The sequence below is a fragment of the Aneurinibacillus sp. XH2 genome, assembly GCF_001439585.2.
Classification (GTDB): domain Bacteria; phylum Bacillota; class Bacilli; order Aneurinibacillales; family Aneurinibacillaceae; genus Aneurinibacillus; species Aneurinibacillus thermoaerophilus.
Genome location: NZ_CP014140.1, coordinates 2,689,522 through 2,709,985, shown reverse-complemented (window position 1 = coordinate 2,709,985; position 20,464 = coordinate 2,689,522). Strand labels below are relative to the sequence as shown.

General features: G+C 46.3%; 18 protein-coding genes, 3 tRNA genes and 1 other RNA gene. 17 read left to right on the top strand and 5 right to left on the bottom strand.

Annotation, left to right across the window (positions count from 1 at the left end; all coding sequences use genetic code 11):
• Positions 1–70: 70 nt before the first annotated feature.
• From ACH33_RS13400 to ACH33_RS13340, 13 genes are all read left to right on the top strand, one after another.
• Positions 71–1,024 carry a hypothetical protein gene (locus tag ACH33_RS13400; RefSeq protein ID WP_057899480.1) on the top strand — a complete coding sequence of 318 codons (954 nt, stop codon included), beginning with the start codon at positions 71–73 and terminating at the stop codon, positions 1,022–1,024.
• 12 nt (positions 1,025–1,036) lie between these two features.
• Entirely contained in the window at positions 1,037–1,330 is a 294-nt protein-coding gene (locus ACH33_RS13395) for a hypothetical protein (RefSeq protein WP_139184922.1), read from the top strand.
• A 134-nt stretch (positions 1,331–1,464) separates the two neighbouring features.
• Positions 1,465–1,541, top strand: a tRNA-Arg gene (locus ACH33_RS13390).
• 5 nt (positions 1,542–1,546) lie between these two features.
• Positions 1,547–1,622 (top strand) — tRNA-Lys (locus ACH33_RS13385).
• Positions 1,623–1,629: 7 nt separating this feature from the next.
• A tRNA-Leu gene (locus ACH33_RS13380) sits at positions 1,630–1,716 on the top strand.
• A 66-nt stretch (positions 1,717–1,782) separates the two neighbouring features.
• Positions 1,783–2,170: RNase P RNA component class B (rnpB, locus tag ACH33_RS13375), an RNA gene on the top strand.
• Positions 2,171–2,271: 101 nt separating this feature from the next.
• The gene (locus ACH33_RS13370) at positions 2,272–2,571 is read left to right on the top strand and encodes an iron-sulfur cluster biosynthesis family protein (RefSeq protein WP_057899478.1); all 300 of its coding nucleotides are present in this window, start codon (positions 2,272–2,274) and stop codon (positions 2,569–2,571) included.
• A 15-nt stretch (positions 2,572–2,586) separates the two neighbouring features.
• Positions 2,587–4,935 (top strand): AAA family ATPase, encoded by a 2,349-nt coding sequence (locus tag ACH33_RS13365; RefSeq protein WP_057899477.1) that lies wholly within the window; start codon positions 2,587–2,589, stop codon positions 4,933–4,935.
• A gap of 49 nt (positions 4,936–4,984) precedes the next feature.
• Positions 4,985–6,418 carry a sigma-54 interaction domain-containing protein gene (locus tag ACH33_RS13360; RefSeq protein ID WP_082706062.1) on the top strand — a complete coding sequence of 478 codons (1,434 nt, stop codon included), beginning with the start codon at positions 4,985–4,987 and terminating at the stop codon, positions 6,416–6,418.
• A gap of 309 nt (positions 6,419–6,727) precedes the next feature.
• Positions 6,728–8,122: a GntP family permease gene (locus tag ACH33_RS13355; RefSeq protein ID WP_057899476.1), complete on the top strand. Its 1,395-nt coding sequence runs from the start codon at positions 6,728–6,730 to the stop codon at positions 8,120–8,122.
• A gap of 76 nt (positions 8,123–8,198) precedes the next feature.
• Entirely contained in the window at positions 8,199–8,888 is a 690-nt protein-coding gene (locus tag ACH33_RS13350; RefSeq protein ID WP_057899475.1) for a CoA transferase subunit A, read from the top strand.
• Positions 8,889–8,932: 44 nt separating this feature from the next.
• On the top strand, positions 8,933–9,586 hold the full coding sequence (locus tag ACH33_RS13345) for a CoA transferase subunit B (protein WP_057899474.1): 654 nt from the start codon (positions 8,933–8,935) through the stop codon (positions 9,584–9,586).
• Positions 9,587–9,624: 38 nt separating this feature from the next.
• The gene (locus ACH33_RS13340) at positions 9,625–10,401 is read left to right on the top strand and encodes a 3-hydroxybutyrate dehydrogenase (RefSeq protein ID WP_057900384.1); all 777 of its coding nucleotides are present in this window, start codon (positions 9,625–9,627) and stop codon (positions 10,399–10,401) included.
• Between the two features lie 69 nt (positions 10,402–10,470).
• Here the strand turns inward: ACH33_RS13340 and ACH33_RS13335 are convergent, their stop codons facing one another.
• The 5 genes from ACH33_RS13335 to ACH33_RS13315 form a co-directional block, all read right to left on the bottom strand.
• Positions 10,471–11,667: an MFS transporter gene (locus ACH33_RS13335; RefSeq protein ID WP_057899473.1), complete on the bottom strand. Its 1,197-nt coding sequence runs from the start codon at positions 11,665–11,667 to the stop codon at positions 10,471–10,473.
• A 166-nt stretch (positions 11,668–11,833) separates the two neighbouring features.
• Complete coding sequence (locus ACH33_RS13330; RefSeq protein WP_162265039.1) at positions 11,834–12,133, bottom strand: STAS domain-containing protein; 300 nt, start codon at positions 12,131–12,133, stop codon at positions 11,834–11,836.
• Between the two features lie 183 nt (positions 12,134–12,316).
• Positions 12,317–13,681, bottom strand: coding sequence for a globin-coupled sensor protein (locus ACH33_RS13325; RefSeq protein ID WP_057899471.1), 1,365 nt, complete (start codon positions 13,679–13,681; stop codon positions 12,317–12,319).
• A gap of 279 nt (positions 13,682–13,960) precedes the next feature.
• Positions 13,961–14,953 (bottom strand): AEC family transporter, encoded by a 993-nt coding sequence (locus tag ACH33_RS13320; protein WP_257721573.1) that lies wholly within the window; start codon positions 14,951–14,953, stop codon positions 13,961–13,963.
• Positions 14,954–15,003: 50 nt separating this feature from the next.
• Complete coding sequence (locus ACH33_RS13315) at positions 15,004–15,717, bottom strand: iron-containing redox enzyme family protein (RefSeq protein WP_057899469.1); 714 nt, start codon at positions 15,715–15,717, stop codon at positions 15,004–15,006.
• Positions 15,718–15,999: 282 nt separating this feature from the next.
• Between ACH33_RS13315 and ACH33_RS19430 the strand changes: the two genes are divergently transcribed.
• The 4 genes from ACH33_RS19430 (at position 16,000) to ACH33_RS13300 (ending at position 20,456) form a co-directional block, all read left to right on the top strand.
• Positions 16,000–16,149, top strand: coding sequence for a hypothetical protein (locus tag ACH33_RS19430; RefSeq protein WP_156424078.1), 150 nt, complete (start codon positions 16,000–16,002; stop codon positions 16,147–16,149).
• Entirely contained in the window at positions 16,124–17,083 is a 960-nt protein-coding gene (pfkA, locus tag ACH33_RS13310) for a 6-phosphofructokinase (protein ID WP_057900383.1), read from the top strand. Before ACH33_RS19430 ends, pfkA begins: the two co-directional genes overlap by 26 nt.
• 72 nt (positions 17,084–17,155) lie before the next feature.
• Entirely contained in the window at positions 17,156–18,475 is a 1,320-nt protein-coding gene (locus ACH33_RS13305; protein WP_057899468.1) for a glucose-6-phosphate isomerase, read from the top strand.
• Positions 18,476–18,716: 241 nt separating this feature from the next.
• The gene (locus ACH33_RS13300) at positions 18,717–20,456 is read left to right on the top strand and encodes a phospho-sugar mutase (RefSeq protein WP_057899467.1); all 1,740 of its coding nucleotides are present in this window, start codon (positions 18,717–18,719) and stop codon (positions 20,454–20,456) included.
• Positions 20,457–20,464 lie beyond the last annotated feature (8 nt).

Sequence of the window (20,464 nt, the reverse complement as noted above, 5' to 3'; positions counted from 1 at the left end):
ATTACCGCCCATGCAGAGGTGGAACATGGTATGATAATACACGATAAGACATGTGCAAAGGGGTCTTAAAATGAGTGAGTTAGTATATACAGCAAGCAGCATGTTAAAAAAGGTATTCCGTAATGGAGAGCGCTCGCTTTCTAGGCAGGAATTAGAAAGTCGCCTGCAGAATACATACGGCATAAGCTTACAACGCACAGGCCAATCGCCGGGCGAAGTGATTGAGGAAGCGCTTGCTGAAGAAGCTTCGCCTTTTCATGTGGGAAGTTCTCACGCGGTGGTCGAGATGGATGCGCCGTTCCGCGATCATATCGCCGAAGAGCTGGTGCGTTATTTCCTTGAAAACAAAGGGCCTTTGACGGCAGAACAATGTTTAAAAAAGCTGCGCTGGCATAACATAATTTCCTACAGCTACGCTGAAAACAAGCTTCCTCTGTACAAAGACCCTCGGTTTGTCCGTTTTATCGGATCAGACTTGTGGTATTTGGCCCGCTGGGAGATAGCCAATGACCACATTTACCGTTTCCTTGTGGACAAACAGGTTAAACAACTGCCTTTGGCGCAACTGCTGCTAATGATGGAGCATGAATTGAATCTGTCGCGCCGCGAATACGTATTTGTACCGGAGGGAGACCCACGTTTTCACATAGTTGAAGGTTTGGTTATCGTCAGTTATGAAAGAGAAAGCGAGCCACAGCCTGAAGCGGAAGAAGTACAGGTGAATGTGCTGCAGGAGCAAGAACAAGAAGATGTCATTGTGAATGAGAATATTCAAAGGGAAGAGGAGGTTGCTGTAACAATGGCAAATGAATTGAAAACAGCAAGCGTATTTGAAGATGTATTGGTAAATGCCCAGGATTCGACTGAGAAGTTAGAACTCCGTATTAAAGAAATGGAGGAAGAAGTGCTTGAGCATTTCAAGAGCAACAACATGTCCGCCATTTCTCAACTTGTGGCGGAAAAAGAAAAATGTGAAGCGATTGTTGCTGCGCTTGAAAAAGTTATTGAAATCGTAAACAAATAATGAGAAATAAGGATGACCGTATCAATGGAAGCGATTGAAGAGCTTGACGGCCTGCATCGTCGCTTTGAGCGCTTACGCTTGGTGGTGGAGAGCAAGCGGATGCAGGTGAAGTGGATAGAAGAAGAAGTTCGGCTCTGCTTTCAGGAAAGTGACATGCAAGGAATTGCCGAACTGGCCCGCGAGCGGGAGCGGTTGCTCAAGTGGATTGAGATGATGGAGAAATTTATCATCAAGTGGGAGCGATACTGGCACGTTTATGAATCTGCGTCGGGCTGGTTGTCTCCGGGCCTGCATGCGCAAGAATAGGTAGGGCGCTGCTTTCGCCCTGCCGTTTTTTCTAAAACATTTTTTCTGTTTTTCCAAAAAATAATCTTGCGCATTAGAAGCCTTATATGATATTATAAATTCTGTCGCTGCTATATAAGAAGACACGAAATCATGTCCCAGTAGCTCAGCTGGATAGAGCAACGGCCTTCTAAGCCGTCGGTCGGGAGTTCGAATCTCTCCTGGGACGCCAGCAAGGAGCCATTAGCTCAGTTGGTAGAGCACCTGACTTTTAATCAGGGTGTCACTGGTTCGAGTCCAGTATGGCTCACCATTTTTATGCGGATGTGGCGGAATCGGCAGACGCGCTAGATTCAGGTTCTAGTGGTGGCAACACCGTGGGGGTTCAAGTCCCTTCATCCGCACCATTTTTTTTATAACATGTAACGAATGAATTGGTTTTTAATATATTGTTGATAAATGTATAACATAAGAAGTGCGGACAGTCGCTGTTCATGCTTTTGCATGGATAGAGGAAAGTCCAGGCTCGCCCGGGCTGAGAGGCTCGGAGTGTTTGTGCCTGCCGCAAGGCAGGGCAGTCGCGCAAGCGGCTGACGGCGGTGAAATCGGCTACGTTCCTTTTGGAATATGCCGAGAATAGCCTGAAAGTGCCACAGTGACGTAGCTCTACTGGAAACAGTAGGGGTGGAACGAGGTAAACCCCGCAAGCGAGCAACCCAAATTTTGGTAGGGGCACTATCCGAAGGGAAATGAACCGGAGGATAGACGGGACAGGAGTCTCGTAGATAGATGACTGTCGCTTCCATGTACCAGGCTGGCTGCCGTGATGAGTACGGGAAGTACAAAACCTGGCTTACAGCACTTCTTATAGCCGATATATGATCTTATAAGGAAACCGTTCCGTTATTTAGGAACGGTTTTTTCTACATTTGTTGTCAATTTGAAACCCAGGAGGCGGAAGAATGAATTTTACGATTACACCGGAAGCGGTACAGGCCTACAAAAAATATGCGGGATTTCGGGAAGGGGATTGCTACCGGTTGTATGTACGTACTGGTGGTCCTGGTGCGGGTGGACTGTTTTATGCTATCGAAAAAAGCTCGCAGAATGAAATGAAGGCAGGAGATGCTGTGTTTGAGGTGGGAGGTATTCGATTCTTTATCCGGGCAAGCGATGCTTGGTATTTCGAGGGAGGAACGTTATCGCATAATAAATATTTAGGAGAGTATGGATTTGAGTTTCACAATCCTTTGCTGGAATAGAGAAGAGGGGTGTGTATGAACCGGATATTGCAGTTTGATGAATGGACGGAAGCGGTCGGGGGGCTGTTTCATGAAATCGAACAAGCTCCACAACGCTTTGAAGCGCGTGCTGCTGAATTGTATGCCCAGCTGTCTCGGTGGAAAGAGCAAATGGATGAGGAGCAGCTTCGTCCGTGGGAAGCGATGTTGTACACATGCCTTGGGATTTTACAGTGGAATAGCCAGCCAGAAGGAAAAGGAGCGGAAAGCTGGTTGCGTCGGGCGGTTGATTTGGCACCAGAATTGGAAAAGGCATGGAAATACATGAAGCTTGTGCTGCTTGCCGAACTTGCTTCTCTGTTTGACGATATTTCCTTTTTTCCGCTGCGCCAGGTAGATCCGTCCGAGCGTCGTAAACAGAAAACACTTGAAGTTCTTCAGGGTATTGAGCGTCTTACCGGGGAAAAAATCAAGCTGGCCGAGCGGTGGATTGCAGAAGGGAAAGCAACGGAGAAACATCTTGCTGCAAAAGATATTGTATGGGAGGAAGCATCCGCCTGGCTGGCTGGACTGTCGGAATTGGTGCGCGAAGTGGAAGCGTGCGCTATGGCCTACCATCAGTCCATTAGTGGCTTGTATGCGCCCGAAGAGATGTTGCGGGAGTTTAACGAAGCGCTTGAGAGACTAAACGCTTATTTCGAAGACTGGAACACGGCGATGGTCGGCTATCGAAGGGAAGCGAAACAGTCGCCTTCCGCATTGGAACGTCTGGATGCGCTTGTCGGTATGAAAGATATCAAAAAGCGGATTCATGATTTGTATTATTTTTTGCTTTATTTAACAAAGCGCCGAGAGCTTGGATTCAAGATGCAGGACGAGATTGGACTGCACGCGATTCTCATGGGAAATCCAGGCACGGGCAAGACGACGATAGCCCGTCTTTTGGCAGAAATTTACCATGAACTTGGGCTTCTGGAACGCTCTTCCGTTATTGAGGTGGATCGTTCCCAGTTGGTGGGTTCTTATGTAGGGCATACGGAGCAGAAAGTAATGGAAGCGGTGCAGCGCGCGGTTGGCGGGGTGTTGTTTATTGATGAGGCGTATAGTTTAAAACGCGCAGGAAGCGCGGAAAACGATTTCGGACAGGTGGCGATCGATACCCTTGTCGCGGCGATGACCGGGGGGGAATATGCCGGTAAATTCGCTGTTATACTGGCCGGATATCCGGAAGAGATGAGAAATTTTCTGCTGGCTAATCCTGGTTTACGCAGCCGTTTTCCAGAAATTGGTCATTTTTACCTGCCCGACTTTACGATGGATGAACTGGTGGCTATTGGACAGATGGTGGCCCGCAATAATCAGTTTGTGCTAACGGAAAGTGCGGTTGCTGCTTTGAAAGAGCGGATTGAAGTGGAGCGTGTGGACGCTACGTTTGGCAACGCGCGTACAGTCAAAAATATCGTGCTTGACGCGATTACGGCAAAAGGACGTAAGCTGAAAGGCAAAGAAGAGCTGCCAGCTGATGAATTTACCATTTTATATGCGGAAGATTTTGCACGTCCGCTTCCGCAAGCGAAGCCGGCAACTGAACGCTTGCATGCTTTGGTCGGGTTGAAGGAAATTAAAGAAGAGATCAAGACATTGTTTGCGCTTTTATCCATTCAGCGGAAACGGAAAGAGCAAGGCTTACCCGTTACGCCGCTGCAGTTTCATGCCTTTTTTTCCGGCAATCCGGGTACCGGTAAAACGACGGTAGCAGAAATTTATGCTTCGATCTTGAAAGAAGCGGGCATATTGAAGCGAGGACATTTGGTTACGGTCGGAAGGGCAGATTTAGTAGCTGAATATGTAGGACAGACAGCCGTTAAAACGAGGCGAAAAATCACCGAAGCGCTGGGTGGCGTGCTATTCATTGACGAAGCTCACGCCTTGATCCCATCCGGCTCGAATGATTACAGTGCAGAAGCGATCGATACGCTGGTTGAAGAAATGACAAAACATAAAGAAAATCTTGTTGTTGTGCTGGCTGGATATCCCGGCTTTATCGAGCAGTTATTGGATACGAATCCAGGCCTGCGTTCCCGGTTCAAAAAGTATTTTCATTTTCCGGATTATTCATTACAAGAATTACTCGAAGTGGCAAGAACTTATGCCGCTGAACAGGGCTATCAGCTTTCGTTGGAAGCCATCAACCGTTTGCGTCGGTATTTCGAACAGCGAAGCGGAGAGCGAAGCGGCAATGCTCGGCTTGCGCGCGATGTTATTGAGGAGGCCATGCAGCGCCAGGCAAGGCGTTTGATGGATACGGGGCACACAGCATTTACGCGGGAAGAATTAATGCGATTGGAAGAAAGTGATATCCGCCCCTTCCCGTTTTTGTCATAAATATCTATGATAAGTATAGAAGAGCTACGGCAGAATAGGAGGAAACGGCATGATAATCCGGCGAAACGGATGGGTGCACCGTTTGTTGGTTGAGCTGGCCGGAAAAGCGCAAAAGGTAAAAGAAGAAAAAGACATGTTGCAGACGATTATTGATCATGCCTACGAAGGTGTGTTAATTGTCGACCCGAACGGATATATCTTAATGGCCAACGAAATTTACGCGAATTTTCTGGGCTGGAAGCTTAGCGATATGATTGGTAAGCATGTGACTGAAGTCATTGAAAATACGCGGATGCACATCGTGGGTCAGACTGGAAAGCCGGAAATTGCCCAAATTCAAAAAATTAATGGGCGCGAGATGATTGCCAGCCGCATCCCGGTGTTTAACCAGGGAAAAGTGGCAGCCGTTGTTGGAACGGTGATGTTCCAGGAAGTTGATGATTTATTTGCGCTTACCACTAAAGTAGAAAATCTGCGCAAAGAGTTGAATTATTACAAAGACGAGCTGGACAAGCGGTTGCAGGCGAAATACTCGTTTGATACGATTCTTGGCACAAGTGAAGAACTGGAAAAAGTAAAAATACTAGGGCGCCGTGTAGCCAAAAGTGATACAACTATTTTGCTTAAAGGGGAGAGCGGTACAGGCAAGGAATTGTTCGCCCATGCTATTCACCGGGAAAGCTACCGCAGCGCGGGGCCGCTTATTAAAGTGAACTGCGCCGCCATTCCGGATACGTTGCTTGAGTCGGAACTGTTCGGTTACAAAGGAGGTTCCTTTACAGGGGCGAAAAAATCCGGAAAGAAAGGGAAATTCGCCCTCGCGAAAGGCGGTACGATTTTTCTTGATGAAATTAGCGAAATGCCTTTAATGATGCAGGCGAAATTGTTGCGGGTACTTCAGGAAAAAGAAATTGAACCGATCGGCGCGGATAAGCCAGAATCAGTTGATGTGCGTATTATTGCTGCTACCAACAAAGATTTACTCACTCTTGTGGAGCAGGGAAAATTCCGCCATGATTTGTATTATCGCTTGAATGTTGTAATGCTTGAAATTCCGCCGTTGCGTGAACGAAGCGAGGATATTCCGCTGTTAATTGAATCGTTTTTGCAGCAGTTGGAGAAAGAGACAGGTATCCGTGCCAAAGGTGTAGAAGATGAGGCGATGCGTGCCTTGCTTGCTTACTCGTGGCCAGGTAACATTCGTGAACTTCGCAATGTGCTGGAGCGTGCTTTATACGTAAAAAACGGGGAAATGATTGCGTTGCAGGATTTGCCGCCGCTGCTGGCAACCAGCCCCCAGACAGAAAAGAAAATGGTAACATTAAAGCAAGCGGTGGAGAAAGCGGAAGCGGAGGTCATTCGCGAAACGATTCGTCGAACAAAAGGAGATAAGATTGCTGCAGCGCGGCAGCTTGGTATTAGCAAGTCCGGTTTATATGTCAAGCTGGCCCGGTACGGTTTAAACGAAGAAAGGTATCAATAATTGTTTGATACCTTTTTCTATTTTCTTGGAATTTTCGTCTATAATTTTGGAAAAGATGAAAGGGTTTTTATTTACAAATGATTTTGTTTTTTACATAAATAAGAAAAAATGAAGACTTTTCAAGCTCTATTTGTTATGCATAACGACCATCAAAAGTAACCAGAGTGTTTGGCACGATATTTGCTCCCTAAATCAGTAAGATTATTAAGAAAAAAAGAGAGGAGCGGGTATGGTACGTAGGTAGAAAGTAGAGCAAGAAAAGAATTGAAAGCGGTTCAATACATGGTATAGACAAAGGGAGGAAGCTGGATGGAAATTGTAGTTATTTTATTGGCGCTGTTTTTCCTGATGTTTGTCGCTTATCGTGGCTTTAGCGTCATTTTGTTTGCGCCCATTGCCGCACTGTTTGCGGTGCTTCTGACTGATCCAGGGTATGTGCTCCCATTTTTTTCAGGTGTATTCATGGACAAAATGGTCAGCTTCATTAAAAACTATTTTCCTGTATTCTTGTTGGGAGCGATCTTTGGTAAAGTCATTGAAATGTCCGGCTTCGCGAAATCGATTACGGGCGCGGTTATCAAAATGATCGGTCCGAGTCGGGCGATGCTGGCTATTGTATTGGTTGGCGCGATTCTTACGTATGGGGGCGTTTCCTTATTCGTTGTGGCGTTTGCTGTATATCCATTTGCAGCGGAATTGTTTCGAGCAGCTGATATTCCGAAACGCCTGATTCCAGGAACTATTGCACTTGGGGCGTTTACGTTCACAATGGATGCTTTTCCGGGAACGCCACAAATTCAGAATATTATTCCGACGACATTTTTCAAAACAGATACGTGGGCTGCTCCTTGGCTTGGTTTTATAGGTGGACTTTTTGTTTTCATTCTTGGTATGATTTACTTAGAATATAGGAGAAGAAAGGCAAAGGCAGCAGGAGAAGGGTATGGTACAGGTCACAAAAATGAGCCTGAGCTGGTTGCGGATGAGAAACTGCCGCATCCACTTATTGCTATCTTGCCGCTTGTTGTTGTCGGCGTATTTAACAAAATTTTCACAAATATGATTCCACAGTTCTACGGAAAGACGTTTGACTTTGCTGCCATCAATATTCCGAAAGTGGATCCGGTTGATATTTCTAAGGAGACAGCCATTTGGGCTGTTGAGGGCGCGCTTGTGCTCGGCATCTTGACGGTATTGGTTTTTTCATTCAACCGGATCAAAGAAAATTTCAACGCGGGAATTAACGCATCGATCGGTGGCGCGATGCTGGCGACGCTTAACACGGCTTCCGAGTACGGATTTGGCGGCATTATTTCGCTGCTTCCCGGATTTAAGGCTGTGAATGAGGCAATGGCGAATACGTTTACAAATCCGCTGGTCAACGAAGCTGTAACAACAACGACGCTCGCTGGTATCACCGGCTCCGCATCGGGCGGGATGAGCATCGCGCTGGCAGCTATGGGGGAGACCTATTTGGAACAGGCGCAGAAGATGGGCATCGACCCGGAAGTGTTGCATCGCGTAGCTTCCATGGCGTCTGGCGGCATGGATACGTTGCCGCATAACGGTGCTGTAATTACGCTGCTTGCGGTTACCGGGCTGACACATAAGCAATCCTATATTGATATTTTCGTGATGACTGTTATCAAGACAGTCGCTGTATTCTTTATTATCGCACTTTATTATATGTTTGGTATTGTTTAAAATTTCGCTTCATTGCAAGCGATTTCAATTCTATTCTCAGAGCAATGATTACTAATTTCGATGAGGAGTGAGTCGAGTGAGTGTCTACACATCCATTGAGGAAGCCTTAAGCGGAATTCAAGACGGCGCGACGATTATGGTGGGTGGCTTCGGCCTGGTAGGAATTCCAGAGAAGTTGATTCTCGGATTGCGCGACCTTGGCGTAAAGGATCTAACAATTATTTCGAACAACTGCGGCGTAGACGATTGGGGTCTGGGCGTGCTGTTACACAATAAACAAATCAAAAAAATGATTTCTTCTTATGTGGGAGAGAACAAAGAGTTTGAACGTCAGTTCCTTTCCGGTGAACTAGAAGTGGAATTGGTGCCCCAAGGGACATTGGCAGAACGCATTCGTGCGGGTGGCGCAGGTATCCCGGCATTCTATACGCCTGCCGGCGTAGGTACGCCGCTGGCGGAAGGACGTGAAGTGCGCGTATTTAACGGCAAAGAATATTTGCTGGAAACGGCGTTGACAGCTGATTTTGCCCTCGTGAAAGCGCAGAAGGGGGATACGATGGGCAACTTGATTTATAACAAAACTGCGCGCAATTTTAACCCGATGATGGCGGCGGCTGGTAAGATTACAATTGCTGAAGTAGAAGAACTTGTAGAGCCGGGCGAACTCGATCCGGATCACATTCATACGCCGAGCGTGTATGTACAGCGCATCATTCAATGTACAAATTATGAGAAACGAATCGAGCGCAGAACAGTGCGGGCATAATGGCTAGGGACAGTCATGCGGATCATAATGAGGAGGGGAATACAATGGCATTAACCAGAGAGCAAATTGCGATGCGAGCGGCGCAGGAGATTGAGGACGGTTTTTACGTGAATTTGGGAATAGGCATTCCGACGCTGGTGGCTAACTACATTCCGAAAGAAAAACGCGTAGTGTTACAATCGGAGAACGGTCTTCTCGGCATTGGGCCATATCCAACGGAGGACGAAGTAGATCCGGAAGTAATTAACGCCGGTAAAGAAACGATTACAATGATTCCAGGCGCGAGCATTTTTAGCAGTGCAGAATCGTTCGGAATGATTCGCGGCGGTCATATTGATTTAGCGATTCTTGGCGGCATGGAAGTATCGAAAAATGGCGATCTTGCCAATTGGATGATTCCAGGCAAAATGGTCAAAGGCATGGGCGGCGCGATGGATCTTGTGCACGGCGCGAAGCGCATTATCGTCATTATGGAACACGTTAACAAATACGGACAGCCGAAAATCCTGAATGAGTGCACGCTGCCGCTGACCGGAAAAGGCGTGGTAAACCGTATCATTACGGATCGGGCAGTCATCGATGTAACTGAAAAAGGGCTGGAATTGGTAGAAGTTGTTCCGGGATATACGGTACAGGATATTCAGGATTGTACGGAACCGGAATTAATAATTTCTCCAAAATTAGCAAGTCAGGCATAGTTGAATGATAGTAAGGAGATTTTGCTTTTATGACAAAATTGGTGAGGGATAAAGCGGTATTTATTACGGGAGCCGCAAGTGGCATCGGTCTGGAAATTGCGAAAGAGTTTGCCAAAGAAGGGGCAAAAGTAGCGATTAGCGATATAAATGCTGAAGCGGCTATAGCTGCTGCTTCCGAACTGGAAGCGCAAGGGTATACGGCCATCGGTATGGGATGCAACGTGGTGGAAGAGGAACAATTGAAAGCTGCGCTTGACGAAACGGTAGTGAAATTTGGATGTCTCGATGTATTAATTAATAACGCAGGATTGCAATATGTTTCCCCGATTGAGGAATTTCCAACCGAAAAATTCGAATGGCTGGTAAAAGTCATGCTGGTAGCGCCATTTATGGCGATTAAACACGCATTTCCAATTATGAAAAAGCAAAGATACGGTCGGATTATTAATATGGCTTCCGTTAACGGTCTCGTTGGCTTTGCTGGTAAAGCGGCGTATAACAGCGCAAAGCACGGTGTTATCGGGTTGACAAAAGTGGCGGCGCTGGAAGGCGCGGCGTATGGTATTACTGTTAACGCGATTTGCCCTGGGTACGTGGATACGCCACTTGTGCGCGATCAGTTGATCGACTTGGCAAGAACGCGCAATGTACCGCTAGAAAAAGTATTGGAAGAAGTGATTTACCCACTTGTGCCTCAGCGCAAGCTATTGTCTGTTAAGGAAATTGCGGACTATGCGCTGTTTATCGCAAGCGACAAAGCCGCCAGTGTCACCGGCCAGGCTATTGTTATTGACGGTGGTTATACAGCACAATAATTGGAAAAATTCCGGATGCTTATGCTCCGGAATTTTTTCTTATCCGATCGGACAGAAAAGGCTTGTGACTTACGCTTCTTCTCCCGATTCTTTACCGAAGAACAGCACGACGAGTACAGCGAGCATTGTCATGGTAAAGAACATGGTGAAAATGTACGGGAATCCGATGCCTATACTGATTAGCAATCCGACGAGATACGGAGCGATAATGCCGGCGATACGTCCGAAACCGGCTGCCCAGCCAGTACCGGTGGCACGGAAGGAAGTCGGGTACTGCTCAGCAGTATATGCGTAGGTTGCTCCCCAGGCACCGAGGTTGAAGAAGGACAGGCAAACGCCGGAAATAAGCAGTGTCCATACGTTAGGAGAGAGACCAAACGTAAGGGATGAGAGAGCGGCCAACACCATAAATGTTACGAGCGTAGCTTTTTTGCTCCACTTGTCAACAAAGTAGGCGGCGGTAAAGTAACCCGGAATTTGCACCAATGTCATGAGCAGTACATATTCAAAGCTTTTAATAAGAGTAAACCCTTTCATAACCATGATAGAAGGCATCCAGAGCAGCATGCCGTAGTAGGAAAACACGGAAGCGAACCAGAGAAGCCAGAGCACGAATGTTGTGCGGCGGTAGGAAGCGGACCAAAGCAGCTTAATTTTTTGCCCAATTGTTTGTTGATTCGTCTGTCTTGTAAAAGCGGGGGTTTCCGGAAGCGCCCGGCGTAAATAGAGTGCATATAGCGCGGGTAGAGCGCCTATGAACAGGGCGATACGCCAACCGTATTCCGGAATGACAAAGTAAGAGATAACAGCAGCTAAAAGCGCTCCACCTGCCCAGAAGCTTTGTAGCCAGACAACCCATTTTGCGCGATTTCGTTGTGGGGCAGATTCTAGCACGTACGTTGTAACAACGGGTAATTCCCCTCCTAGGCCAAAGCCAACGATAAAGCGAAATACCATAAAGATGATAAGGGAAGTGGCGAGCGCGTTGAGTCCGGTTGCGATGCTGTAAATTAATAGTGTAATAATAAAGAGCTGCTTGCGTCCATAACGGTCGGCCCACAAACCGGCCAGGGCTGCTCCTAACGCCATACCAATAAAGTTAATGGTACCAATAAATCCCATTTCAGTTGGTGCTAGGCCCCATTCTGCCTGTAGCGCAGCAAGAACAAAAGCTAGAATGCCGACGTCCATGGAGTCAAACAGCAGACCGACGCCGGAGACACTAAGCATTTTTAGCGCCCGGCGTTTTTTCTTTTTTTTGTGCATATCATTCACCCTTTCTTGTTATTTTAATGATACATTGGATCTTGGATGCTATATTGTATTCAAGCGCAGATGAATTGCTTATGTGAAAGAAACCGGTAAGAAAACTTTATTTTTGAAATAAAAAACAGGCGGATGGGTATCGCGCCTGTTTTGTGGTGATATGCTGTTATGCGATTTCAATCAGAGTATCTAGCTTGCAAATTTGGAGAATTCTTTTTACCGGAAGCGAACTATTAATCATTTTTACTTCATAATGAGAAAGCAGCGGATGAATCCAACTGATTAAGAAGCCGATTCCCGTACTGTCGATACATCGTACTTGGCGTAAATCGATAATAAGCTGATTCGGGTATTCTGGAAGCTCTACTTCTTTTACTTTTTCTTCCATTTGTCGTACAGTTTCAAAATGGATATCCTCTTGAAAAATAAATACCACTTGATTTTCCTGTACCTTATAATCAATCATTATTTTGTCCCCTTTATCTTTCTTTTTCATTATTTACTTTCTTTCAAAAATGAGGCCAGATGTTTTCTAAATTTTGTAAAATTTGAATTGTTTACTTAATTTTTATTTTTTGTTATGAGGTAATTTTTTAGATAAGGGTGACGGTACTCATTCCGTGTTCCACCTATGTTCCTTCGTAATGTCCTATTCCTGAATGTTGAATTTGCCATTTAACTGATTGCTAAGCAAGCTCAATTCTTCCGCCATCTTCGCCACCTGTTCAGAAGCGGTGGCAACTTCGCTAAATGTTTGCTGAAAATCGAGAATATATTGGCTTACATTCTGGATTTTTTCGCTGTTTGCGCGCACTTGAACGGAAGAATTATTCATAATCTCCATAATAGCGTTGTTCATCTCACGGAAACGGCTTGTTTGTTTTGTAATTTGTTCAAACGAGTCTTCAAAAGAATTTACATTGTTTTGCACCATAGAAATTTGTTCATGAATATGCTCAAGCGCTGCTTGCGTCTGCATGGCCAGATTCCGCACTTCTTTGGCAACAACAGTAAAGCCGCGCCCGTGTTCGCCAGCGCGCGCTGCTTCGATGCTCGCGTTAAGAGAAAGTACATTCGTTTTATTAGAGATCGCGTGAATAACTTGTACGATTTCGCCAATTTTATTGGCGCTTTCGATTAACTCTTTTGATTTCTCGCGCGTTTCGTCCATGATTGTTGCGATGCGGTCGATTTCTTTCAGCGCCGACGAAATTTCTGCTTTTCCTTCTTCTACATCTTTCACCATTTTTTGTGATCTTTCTTGAATGTCGCGCGTGCCTTCGAGCATTTGGGTGACATGCGCCTCTTTTTCGCAAATGGAAGCGCTGGTTTGTTCTGCGGTGGCGACAAGCATCTCCGATGATTCATTGAGGCGGTGTTGAATGTGCTCGATTTCGTTTAAGCGCATCATGGAAGCAGTATACGAATCGATATAGGTGGCAATAGCGATTTGCATATCAAGCGAACAAAGGCGCTGAAAGGAAACAAACGCTTCATACGCTTCTTCTACAGAGGGCATTTCTCTAAGAAGCACAGCAAGCACTTCGTTCTGTATAAGCGTGTAAGCACCAATATACCATTCTGGAAAGAGGTTAATGCGGTTGTGCACATTGCCAATAATTTTGCGGCGTATGATATACTCTTGGCCAATTTCGCCGGATACCATATCCATCAGGTAACGTTCCAACGTCTGGCGCAACTTATCTATGGAACTGTGATGATTAATAATCGTCATGAGGTCTGGAACTTGTGACAATTTCTCGTAAAAAGCATGTACAATGTCTTTTACATTTTTACTGAAAATAGGACGAATTGAAACAAGACGCTGCAAATCTTCCACAGTAAGCCCTACAAATTTGACTTTGGAAGCTTCTGTACTATTCATCAGTTCCTTGTAGTAGCGTGAGACGTCAACGGAAGGCGACGCTTTAGACGAAGGCGATTTTGTCCCTTTTAAAAATCCTAAAGCTTTTTTTTCGTTACCGGATAAATATTCAAACGGACGTCCTTTCATTTTTCTTCTCCTTTACACGTGATATATAAAATTCTAAATAAGTCAGCGGAAGAATAGTTAAAATCAATGAAGATTATACCATGACAGTAGGTTGTAAACTCATACTTTTATACTGAAAAAGTATAATAAATTTGTATATTTCTTAAAAACTGTTTTTTTTAATATCCATTATATGTAGGTCAAAAGGGTTGTTTTGTATGTAAATTGTTGAGGGGGAAGCAATTGCTACGACGCCAGCGTCATAGTAGGCACCAGCGTCGGTGGATTGGTGAGTTGTTCTTACTTTAATACAAGGTAGAACCCTAACATTGTCATAAAAGGAATAGTAGTAATGGAAGCCAATGTGGAGAATACGGTCATGGCTGCTCCGTATTCTTCATCGCGCGAATAACGTGCAAACAAAATAGATGCCAATGTAATCGAAGGCATTGTAGATTGCACGATAATAATCTGCGCCACTTCCTTCGGCAAAGAAAGAACATAGAGCAAAAGCGCGGTGATTACAGGAAAAATGCAGAGCTTCATCACAAGCGGCATGCTGATATGATGAAGGGTAACCGAGCTTTTTTTTCTAAGCATAGAAGGAATAAGCATCCCAATATATATCATGGCGAGCGGAGAAGCGAGACTAGCAAGCGTCTCCGTTAGTTTCATGACCCCGGAAGGCGGTGTAAATTGGAAGAATGCTACAAGCATGCCTGTAAAAATAGCCAACATCGGAATATTGATGAGCGCTTTTAATGCTTGGAAATTCAACTTTTTCTCCCTTTGCAGCATGATGACACCAAGCGTCCAGATTGTGAAATCGAGTCCGGCATCAAAGATAGCGGCCAAAAGCGCGCCTTTTGGTCCGAATAGCGCCGCACAGAGAGGGATGCCAATGAATCCAGTATTTCCGAGTCCGGATAAAAGCGCCATTTCTTTCGCCTTGTCGGGTGGGACACGCATGGCCTGTGCTGCCATCCAACCGAGGAACACACCTAGGCAGTTAATGATAATGGAACCGAGAAAAGTTAGCAAGACAAGTGAAAGGAAAAAACTGTCTATCTTTGTTTGAAAAACACCGTTTAAAATGATACATGGCATTGCCACATTAATAATGATAGCAATCAATAGTTGACGGCGTTCAGTGGTAAAGGGAATGCGGTTTGCCAATAAAGCTCCGATAAGGATCATAGCCGCCATAATTAGGATAGAAGATAAAACGGCTGAAATCTCCACCTTTCTCTCCCTCTTTCTTTCTATGTTTAAATATTTTGCCGAGAATATCATAATAAAAAGCGGCCTGTTCCGGCAATAGGAAGAGGCCACTTCCTGTTGGGTTATACGCTTTTCATACGTTCATAGAGTCCATCGTAGAAGCGCGCTTCAGAGCGGGTGATGTAAGCGCCAGCGCGGTACATCAATTCTAAATCCTGTGGTGAGGTATAACGGTTGAGTACGTTCTTGCATAATTGATAATGACGCGGTTCGTGGTGATCGGCGTGTACCGTCCAGAATGTTGTGTTCAGCTTATGTTCTTTGTTGTAATTCGGGTGTTCCAGGCCTTTGCCGATAAGTTTCATCACTTTGCCGGCGAACAGTTCGGAACCGAACCCAATGGCCGCCATCGCTTCCAGCGGAGTTGCATTGCGCAGAAAGTAGATGAATGTATCCACCGCTTCTTTCGCCGCCGGAGCAACCGGGTAGTCAGGCACGTATTTTTCATTGGTCGGCACATCAGGAGCTGCAGTAATAAGAAAAGAGTGATAGAGGCGGGAATGATAGGCTTTTGGATTGCCGCGTCCTCCTTCATCCCACAAGTTGTCGACAAGCGGTACCCACCAGTCGTCTTCAGGTTTCACCGCTGCTATCGCTGCGCCAAGAATGCGCGGGAAATTGCGGCTGTAATAGCTATATTGCAATGCGAATTCGCGCACTTGCGCCTGTGTCCATTGACCGGCCAGTAGCGTTTGCATGAATGTTCCCTGAATGATTTCTGCTTCAACGATGTCCCAAATTTTTTGTTCAATTTGCTCATAATTCTTAATCGCCATCAGACAAAACACTCCCTATATAATAATCCTTTGTTTTCAGCATTGTTCAGCAGTATATAAGTGTAACTACAGCCTTATGTATTTTACATCCTATGATTTTGTGAACATAAAAACTTACTTATTATACTCATAACTATTGCCAGAAAGTCAAGGTTGTTTTGTTTTGATTTGTCGTCTGAACGCGTGGTTGGCGAGTTTCGCTTTTATTGATAGTATTAAGAAGAAAACGAGTATAGTAAGCGTAGATTTTTAGCGTGAAATATAGTATGTCATATGTGGTGTATGAACAATGTTGTTTTTTATGGAACTCTTTTGACCAATGATGTTAAGGTGGTTGGCCTAGAAAAACCGGCGAAGATAAATTTTTCAGCTTTATCTGGCGTAGGAAAAAGAAAGGATGATGATGATGCAAAAAATAGCGGTTTTAACTAGTGGTGGAGATGCACCCGGCATGAACGCGGCCATCCGCGCCGTTGTGCGGCGCGGCATTTCATACGGGATGGAAGTGTACGGTATTTATCATGGCTACGCCGGACTGATGGAGGGACAGATCGAGCCGATGAACGTAGGTAGCGTCGGCGATATCATCCAGCGCGGCGGTACGATTCTTCACAGCAGCCGTAGCGAAAAATTTAAAACGGAGGAGGGACAGCAGGAAGCGATTGCGCAGCTTAAAGCGAAGGAAATCGAAGGGCTGGTTGTCATCGGTGGCGACGGTTCATTTCGTGGCGCACAAAATTTGGCTGATAAAGGGTTTCCAACGATTGGGATTCCTGGGACAATCGACAATGATATTCCCGGGACAGAGGTAACGCTCGGCTTCGATACTGCTGTGAACACTGTCATTGAAGCGATTGATAAAATTCGTGATACAGCCACTTCGCATGAGCGTATTTTTGTCGTCGAAGTTATGGGCCGGCACTGCGGCGATATCGCGCTTTGGGCAGGCTTAAGCGGCGGTGCGGAATCGATTTTAATACCAGAAGTTGATTTTGATATGAAAGAAGTGACTTATCGCTTGCTGGAAGGAAATAAGCGGGGGAAAAAGCATAGTATTATTATTGTAGCGGAAGGCGTGTGCCCGGCTGCGGAAATCGCTCAAATGATTAAGGAGGAAGCGGGGCTGGAAACGAGGGTTACGGTGCTTGGTCATGTGCAGCGCGGCGGTTCACCGACCGCTTTCGACCGTATGCTCGGCAGTCGTCTGGGAGCCAAAGCTGTTGATTTGCTGCGCGAGGGCCAGACCGGAAAAATGGTCGGAATTCAACGCAACCGGATTGCCGTGGTCGATTTTGCCGACGTATTTAGCGGGAAGCATAGCATTGACCTAGATATGTACGAACTCGGGAAATCACTTTCCATTTAATCTATTTTTATTGCTCTAGGAGATGCTCTCCGTGTAAAATAATGGTGTTTTGTTTAAGGAAGGAGAGCTTGAATGAAAAAGCGAGTTACATTCGATTATATACAAGCGGAGCAGTTTTTCACGGAGCGCGAATTGGAACAGATGGCTCCGCAGGTACGGAAGGCGCATGAGATGTTACATACGGGCGCTGGTCCCGGTGGCGAGTATACAGGATGGGTAGAGTGGCCACACGTGTATGACCGCGGTGAATACGGGAGATTGAAGCAGGTAAGCGCGAAGATTCGTGAAAAAGCGGATGCTTTTGTGGTAATCGGGGTCGGCGGCTCTTATCTTGGGGCACGCGCTGCGCTGGAAATGCTGAAGCCCGCGTTCTATAATCAGCTGCCTAGAGCGCAGCGCGGCGGCCCGGAGATTTATTTTGCGGGCCATCAGTTAAGCGCTTCATATACAGCACAATTGTTGCGACTTTTGCAGGATAAAGAAGTATATGTAAATGTTATTTCAAAATCGGGCACTACGTTGGAGCCGGCGCTCGCATTTCGCTTGTTTCGCGCTTTTTTGGAGAAGCGATACGGAAAGAAGGAGGCGCGAAACCGGATCATTGCAACGACGGACAAGGCAAGAGGAGCGCTGAAACAATTGGCTGATGAGGAAGGGTATGAAACGTTTGTTGTGCCCGACAGTATCGGTGGACGTTATTCCGTGCTGACGCCGGTGGGTCTTTTGCCGATGGCGGTGGCAGGACTTGATACTGACCAGATAATGGAAGGTGCCGCAGATGCAGTATCTTTGTGCAGCAAGTCTGATATTTACGCCAACCCGTCTTATCTGTACGCCGCGCTCCGTAACTTGCTTTATAATAAGGGGAAAACGATTGAACTTTTTGTCGGGTACGAGCCGTCTCTTCTTTATATGGCTGAGTGGTGGAAGCAGTTGTTCGGGGAAAGTGAAGGAAAGGGCGGCAAAGGACTGTTTCCGGCCAGCTTGAATTTTTCCACTGACCTTCATTCTCTCGGCCAGTATGTGCAAGATGGTCGGCGCGATTTATTCGCTACGACGCTTTGGATCGAAGGCACGCGCGAGCGGGTGGCCGTTCCGGAGATGGAAAATGATCTGGACGGATTGAATTATTTGGCTGGTGTCACATTGGACGAGATTAACGCGAAAGCATGCGCAGGCGCGATGTTAGCTCACACGGAAGGCGGGGTTCCGAATCTGAAGGTAGCTGTTCCAGAAGCAACACCTTATTATTTCGGACAATTGGTATATTTCTTTGAAAAAGCGTGCGGCATAAGCGGACATTTGCTTGGGGTTAATCCGTTTGATCAACCCGGTGTGGAAGCGTACAAGCGCAATATGTTTCGCCTGCTGGGAAAGCCGTCCGTAACATAGTAAATACTATACCGCCGCTCCGTTTCGGGGCGGCGGTATGGTTTGTGATGATAGAAGCTGTTTGCGCATAAATGTGTATCGTTTTACTAGAATAGAAAAAAAGAAAGGTTAACGTATGACGAAGCGAGAAAGATAGCGGCATGGATGGAATAAGCTTATCTTACGCAATGAAAGGAAATAAGTGGAGTATAATGGGAGAAACGGGAGCAACCCGCAATTTACCGAATGAGGAGAGGAAAAAATGAATTGGGAGCAAAAGGTTACCAAGTGGAGAACATATCCTGCGCTGGATGAAGAAATAAAACAAGAGCTGAACAAAATGCAAAACGACCGGAAGCAATTAGAGGACTGCTTTTATCGCACTCTTGAATTCGGAACAGGGGGCTTGCGCGGTGAAATCGGACCGGGTACGAATCGAATGAATATTTATACCGTACGCAAGGCGTCAGAAGGGCTTGCGCGCTATATGGAAGAGAAGGGAGAAGAAGCGAAGCGGCGCGGTGTGGTGATCGCGTATGATGTGCGCCGCAAATCGCGGGAATTCGCGTTCGAAGCGGCGCTGACATTGACCAGGCACGGCATTCAAACATACGTGTTCGATGATATCTGTCCTACGCCGGTATTGTCATTCGCGGTGCGCCATCTTGGAGCGTATGCCGGAATTGTCATTACAGCCAGTCACAATCCTCCGGAATATAATGGGTATAAAGTGTACGGCCCGGACGGTGGACAGTTGCCGCCTGTGACAGCGGATGCTGTGATTGCCAAAGTAAATGAAGTTGAAGACGAACTGGCAGTTGAGACAGCTGATGAGCAGGCGGCGAGAGCGGCGGGCTTGTTGCGTATCATAGGCGCGGAAATTGATGACGCATACATACGGAACGTTTGCGCGCTCAGCGTAAATCCTGAACTTATTAAACGGATGAAAGACAGGCTTAGCATTGTATTTACTCCGTTGCATGGCACTTCCAATAAGCTCGTGCGCCGCGGTCTTCGAGAACTTGGCTTTACGAATGTCACCGTCGTCAAAGAACAGGAAGCGCCGGATTCGGAGTTTTCCACAGTGGCTTCCCCGAATCCGGAGGAACATGCCGCGTTTGAAATCGCCATTCGCTACGGAAAACAGATAGACGCCGATATTTTGCTCGGAACAGATCCGGACGCGGATCGTGTTGGCGTTGCGGTGAAAAATACCCAAGGGGAATATGTCGTGCTCACTGGCAACCAGACGGGAGCGCTTCTCTTGCATTATCTGCTCAAACAAAAGTGTGACAGCGGCTCTCTGCCGAAAAATGGAGTCGTACTGAAAACGATCGTAACGTCGGAAATCGGGCGCGCCATTGCCGATTCGTTTGGCCTTCAGACCGTTGATACGCTGACAGGGTTCAAATTTATCGGAGAAAAAATCAAAGAGTTTGAAGAATCGGGCGACCATACATTTGTGTTTGGCTATGAAGAAAGTTACGGATATTTAGTAGGCGACTTCGTCCGTGACAAAGATGCGATACAAGCGTGCCTTCTAGCGGCGGAAGTGGCCGCATACTATAAATCGCGCGGGATGACCATGTATGAAGGTTTGCTTGAGCTGTTTGCAACGTATGGGTATTATCTCGAAGACCTAGCATCTATTACGCTGAAAGGAAAGGAAGGACTTGCAAAAATCAGGGCGATTCTGCAAGCGTTCAGGCAACAGCCTCCTGTAGAGCTGGCAGGGCAACAGGTTACTGTCATTGAAGATTATAGGGCGGGTTTGCGGACATTTGCCCGTGAAAAGCAGAGCGAGCGGCTGACGCTTCCTTCATCTGACGTTTTGAAATATATATTAGAAGACGGGTCATGGTTTTGCCTCCGCCCGTCCGGAACCGAACCGAAAATCAAGTTTTATTTTGGCGTAAAAAGAAACTCTATGCAAGAAAGCCGTCAATGGCTGGAACAACTAAAGGCGGAAGTGATGAAGAAAGTAAATAAAATTCTTGCATAAACAGGAGC

Excerpts from the sequence above, each read along its gene's own strand:
- ACH33_RS13400 (WP_057899480.1), top strand. The coding sequence starts at position 71 with ATGAGTGAGTTAGTATATACAGCAAGCAGCATGTTAAAAAAGGTATTC.
- ACH33_RS13395 (WP_139184922.1), top strand. The coding sequence starts at position 1,037 with ATGACCGTATCAATGGAAGCGATTGAAGAGCTTGACGGCCTGCATCGT.
- ACH33_RS13370 (WP_057899478.1), top strand. The coding sequence starts at position 2,272 with ATGAATTTTACGATTACACCGGAAGCGGTACAGGCCTACAAAAAATAT.
- ACH33_RS13365 (WP_057899477.1), top strand. The coding sequence starts at position 2,587 with ATGAACCGGATATTGCAGTTTGATGAATGGACGGAAGCGGTCGGGGGG.
- ACH33_RS13360 (WP_082706062.1), top strand. The coding sequence starts at position 4,985 with ATGATAATCCGGCGAAACGGATGGGTGCACCGTTTGTTGGTTGAGCTG.
- ACH33_RS13355 (WP_057899476.1), top strand. The coding sequence starts at position 6,728 with ATGGAAATTGTAGTTATTTTATTGGCGCTGTTTTTCCTGATGTTTGTC.
- ACH33_RS13345 (WP_057899474.1), top strand. The coding sequence starts at position 8,933 with ATGGCATTAACCAGAGAGCAAATTGCGATGCGAGCGGCGCAGGAGATT.
- ACH33_RS13335 (WP_057899473.1), bottom strand. The coding sequence starts at position 11,667 with ATGCACAAAAAAAAGAAAAAACGCCGGGCGCTAAAAATGCTTAGTGTC.
- ACH33_RS13330 (WP_162265039.1), bottom strand. The coding sequence starts at position 12,133 with ATGATTGATTATAAGGTACAGGAAAATCAAGTGGTATTTATTTTTCAA.
- ACH33_RS13325 (WP_057899471.1), bottom strand. The coding sequence starts at position 13,681 with ATGAAAGGACGTCCGTTTGAATATTTATCCGGTAACGAAAAAAAAGCT.
- ACH33_RS13320 (WP_257721573.1), bottom strand. The coding sequence starts at position 14,953 with ATGATATTCTCGGCAAAATATTTAAACATAGAAAGAAAGAGGGAGAGA.
- ACH33_RS13315 (WP_057899469.1), bottom strand. The coding sequence starts at position 15,717 with ATGGCGATTAAGAATTATGAGCAAATTGAACAAAAAATTTGGGACATC.
- ACH33_RS19430 (WP_156424078.1), top strand. The coding sequence starts at position 16,000 with ATGAACAATGTTGTTTTTTATGGAACTCTTTTGACCAATGATGTTAAG.
- pfkA (WP_057900383.1), top strand. The coding sequence starts at position 16,124 with ATGCAAAAAATAGCGGTTTTAACTAGTGGTGGAGATGCACCCGGCATG.
- ACH33_RS13305 (WP_057899468.1), top strand. The coding sequence starts at position 17,156 with ATGAAAAAGCGAGTTACATTCGATTATATACAAGCGGAGCAGTTTTTC.
- ACH33_RS13300 (WP_057899467.1), top strand. The coding sequence starts at position 18,717 with ATGAATTGGGAGCAAAAGGTTACCAAGTGGAGAACATATCCTGCGCTG.